Below are 4,389 nucleotides of genomic sequence, written 5' to 3'. Positions count from 1 at the left end.
AAACAGTTAACCTTACTTGTATCCTATGTCAAAAATAATGCGTTTCCACAGCCTTTAACCGAGGAAGAAGAAGAAAAGCATCTTAGATTGATGGCCGAAGGCAATGATTATTCAAGGAATAAACTGATTGAACACAATTTGAGACTTGTCGCGCATATAGTAAAGGGGTTGTGGACACGAAGCTATATAGTTTTGTTGGACAAACTGGGATGTTTCCGCATAGAACACATGTGGAGTCGGTAATATTGATGGTTCGAAAATGAGATGTGGCAGTTTCGCTTAACTTATTTAATTCTTCAAAAGTCCAAGTTAAATACGCTACTTGGACTTTTTGTTGTTAGGATTCCTCGTAATACTTATACCCTACTCAACAACAACTGCAAAAGAGATAATGATATTATAACTTGCTATTCGGAGAATAAAGTTTGATTAAATAAGAACAGGTGAAAGAGGGAGACTTATGATTTTCAAAAAAGATCTAATGGATAAAAAGAATTTACTTAAAGAATTAGATTCACAAGGATATTCAGACAGAATAAATAAAATAGCAATACTAGGCCGTAATAATAATGGATCAACCCAGTATTCAAAATTGCTTTCTTCGTTACTGGAGGGGGGTGCCTATGAGGCACAGCTTGCATTAACTGGTGCTAGTGTAACACGAGATGCTAATATTATTTTGTTAGCATTAAGGCATCCTATGGCCACTGTTAGAATTCAGGCAGCAGGTCTTTTGGCCAAAGTGGCTTCAGATATTGATATTGAACGTGAAATACTAAATTTATCACATGATTGTCGTCGCAAATTATTGCGCAGTATTTCAATTATAAATCGACAAGAATGGGCGGAGCGTTTATTGCCTATTGTGTATGCTCGATGGGGAGCACAGGAGGCATCCATTTTACTACCAGCATGTTATAAGGAAACTGTTAGTAAATGGCTTTTGGACATTGGGTATGTCATAAAAGATTGGTACAAATTAGCTAGACGACATCTTGAAGTGGTTGCGGAGTATTTTAAAACAACATTAGAAAGCACGCCACTTAGGGAAAAGGCACACGTGTGGTGGAGGTTTTCATCAACTATCGAAATTTTATGCAATTTAAAGGCAGATTTGGTTCTAGAATGTGCTATGAATCATGGCTCAATGGGTGTCATACATCCTGTTCTAAAAAAACAACTTGGTACTTTAGTACGCATAAATCCTGGTGCAGTGTATATGCTGCTAACACGAAATGAGTCGCGAAGCGATCTAATTTCTCATGGTGTACCTGATGGAATTTTAAGAAGAAGAAATTGTTTATCAATAGATCAATGGATTGAAATAGCTAAATTACTTGCAGAAAATCCAATACATATTGCGAAATTACTTCATTATATTGCTCCTTCAAATCGTAAAGTGATTTTCGAGTCAGTATATGAAGAAGATAAACGTAAAGAACGCATTTTTCCAGAAACATTACTGTATAAATTACCGCATAAATTACGCGATAAGGAAGCAACCCGAATGCTTGGTCTTCGTGAAATCTATGATAATCGGGAAAAAACGATTAGGATTACTGCTTGCCGTTCTATTGATAATTCAAGAGAGATGCTTGAAAAAGCAACACATGTTTCCAATGCAGAAGAACGCGCACTGGCACTTGCGCAACTGATTAAGAGTACTGCTCTATCGAGATATGGTTTTGATAAGACTTTGGTTTTTTTAGCTCGTATCAAAAATGATCAGGATTCTGTACGTAGTGCAGTGATTACAGAGCTTTCAAACAGTCCTTCGTCTATGTTTACTGATGAGAATATAAAAGAACTTACTTTAATTGTGGATAGTGTGATTGAAGCTAGAGATACTTCATATGTTACAAAGGCTGCTCTCCAAAAATTAGCATTTGCCATTATGCGATATAATGCATTGAATCCCAAAAGCGATATTTTTAAGTTCTCTTTAAGCACGATTATAAAACTAGCTAAGCAAAATGGTCATCTTGCACTACCATCTTTAGAGAAAAGTTTACCTTGGGGTACAGAAACGATTATTTTTGACGAGATTTATCCCTTAGTTGTGGAAGCGAACAAAAGAGAAAACTACAATTTTGTAATTAGTTTGGCAAACTCATTCGGAAAAAGAGGTTTTAGCATAATCAAACTTCAAAACTTATTAAAGGAAGCGACGAAGGCGAAAACGGATTCTATAGCAGTACAAGCGACCAGACATTGGCTTGCACCAGATAAAACACGTGATGAAAGAGTCAAAGAACTATTAACTTTGGATGCCTCTTTTATTACAATAAATGAAGTGTTCCTGCATTTGCATTTAAAACGTCAAGAATGGTTGGATCCATTTATTTCTGGTACTGCTATTAATGGTAAGTTTTTAACGGGCAAAACCATTCATCTTGTGCCGGCTACGGATGGGTTTAATAGGTGGTTGCCACGTCAGCAAAAATCTTTGAGTTCCCTGTTAGAAAGAGTTGCATTCGATGCTAAACGAAGTCTTTTTGAGCGTTCAAGAGCTATAAAGATAATGGCAAAAATGCCTGATCTTTGCCCAGATAAGATACTAGAACTTTTAAAGGATGAGGAAGTATCTGTAGTAGAAGCTGCACTTTATGCACTTTCATTATTACAAGAGCCCGAAAAGGCACTTCCACTTCTAGTGGAGAATTTAGATGGAGATAGAGCCCGTGTAGCCATGTACTCGATACCTAGATGCGCTCGTCGAGTTGATCCGGTTTTATTGACTTCAATGCTTAAAGAACTTTTAAATCGAGACAAACTTAAAATCACGGTCAGAAAAGAAGCAATCAGGTTACTGGGTGCTTATAAAAGTAGCGAAAGCATTTTGTTATTGATGAACGAGTTTGAAAAAGTAAATTCACATAAGGATGTAATCATTGCAATAGGGCATGCAGCGAGACAACATTTAGATGATGAACGTGGATGGGATATTTTAAGTTTAATGGCTTCTTCATCACAAAGTGATATTGCAAAAAGTTTATTATTTCAACAACCTAATGTACTTCCAGTAGACTATAGATCTCGATATTTAGAATTAATCATTAAAATTGCAAGTCATACAGATGCGACTGTTGGAAGAGATGCTTTCAATTGCATGATACATTGGACAAATGGAAATGAAGTAATAATTGCGAATGCCACTGCAGAAGCTATTGTTAATTTAGAAGATAGCACGAGATGGAATGCTGCAATGAACACGTTGATAGAAACATGCCGTGATGGTAAAGTCAATGAATTTGTAATTGGAGTGTTTAAGGATTTGGCTAATGTTAAAATAATTGATGAGTGGAATGCAACAGCCAAAAGAGATTTGCCTCATCGACAACGGCTCTTGAAATTTACTGACAAACTGATATCTCTGCCAAAGAACACACGTCTAAACCTTAAGCTTTTGTATATGGGTATAAATGACTGTCTTGCGTCAAATGAGACATTAAAGCATGCAGTGATGAAATTGTATATAGCATCAATTGATTGGAATGATGTAGAGGAATCAGTCGCTTATCTAAACAGTGTTGTTAATTGCATTTCACAACAGCCGCATCTTTTGAAAGATGCATATAGACAAGTTGCGCAAAATTTAAAAGATAGCAAAGGGTATTGGAATCCAGAAACAATATTAGAAATTGTGGACCTAATATGGTCTGAGGGCTGTTACGAATCTCAGTTTATTGGACTTTCTCTGCTTGAAGTTACTGGAAGTGTTTTATTATGGAGTCCAGATTGTACCCGCCTTTTAAGATTATACAGAGATCATTTAAACATTGAAATTCGCTCACTTGCGTTAGACATCTGGACATCAATAGATTAATTATTCTTAAGATGCAAACTTGAATTGATGACGCTACGATGTATTTATATCTCACTTTAAGAAGTTGCAGCTGGAGTGGTACACTATCAATTAAACAAAGGTATTGTTATTATAAATTACTTTTTGACTAGTTGCGCTTCAAAATTCGCAAGTTCAAATAACATCATTCTTTGGAATAGGAACATACTAAGTGTAAGATTACCCGGGATGGTTGCATGATCCCAAATAAACTATCCAGTTTAAGAAAGAATAGAAAGTTCTTGGACTAGGTTAATTTAAAAGTTTTATAACAACAGTAATATTATATTTTATTGCCATCATCTCTATTAGACAATAAGATAGTAGTAGATTATCAAAAAAATGTCTGATTGATCACTAACATGTGATTGCAAGTTAACAATAATTTGATGTCATTTTTCTTACTCTCTAGAAATAATGGTGGTTAGCTTTTTAAGCTATATCCACATAAAACACTTGATTTTGTGAATAAGAAGCCCCGCGGCTATATACGCGGGGTTTTTAAATATGCAAATAATAAATATATTGATAAGCCACTCTAACAA

2 protein-coding genes and 1 pseudogene are annotated in these 4,389 nt (G+C 35.5%); all 3 read left to right on the top strand.

What is annotated here, in order from left to right:
* Positions 1-165 (top strand): annotated as a pseudogene (locus AC3WRW_RS32860) (RNA polymerase subunit sigma-70); the annotation flags it as partial.
* Positions 166-460: 295 nt separating this feature from the next.
* Positions 461-3,826 (top strand): HEAT repeat domain-containing protein, encoded by a 3,366-nt coding sequence (locus AC3WRW_RS32855; protein ID WP_492550415.1) that lies wholly within the window; start codon positions 461-463, stop codon positions 3,824-3,826.
* A gap of 75 nt (positions 3,827-3,901) precedes the next feature.
* Positions 3,902-4,045 carry a hypothetical protein gene (locus AC3WRW_RS32850; protein WP_492550414.1) on the top strand — a complete coding sequence of 48 codons (144 nt, stop codon included), beginning with the start codon at positions 3,902-3,904 and terminating at the stop codon, positions 4,043-4,045.
* The last annotated feature ends 344 nt before the right edge of the window (positions 4,046-4,389 follow it).

The organism is Paenibacillus sp. FW126-R14 (assembly GCF_058789495.1).
The sequence above is the reverse complement of the archived record's forward strand: the minus strand, read 5'-3'. Positions and strand labels throughout refer to the sequence as shown.

What these genes read in the sequence shown, in the direction of transcription:
- AC3WRW_RS32855 (WP_492550415.1), top strand. Translation starts at nt 461, where the DNA reads ATGATTTTCAAAAAAGATCTAATGGATAAAAAGAATTTACTTAAAGAA.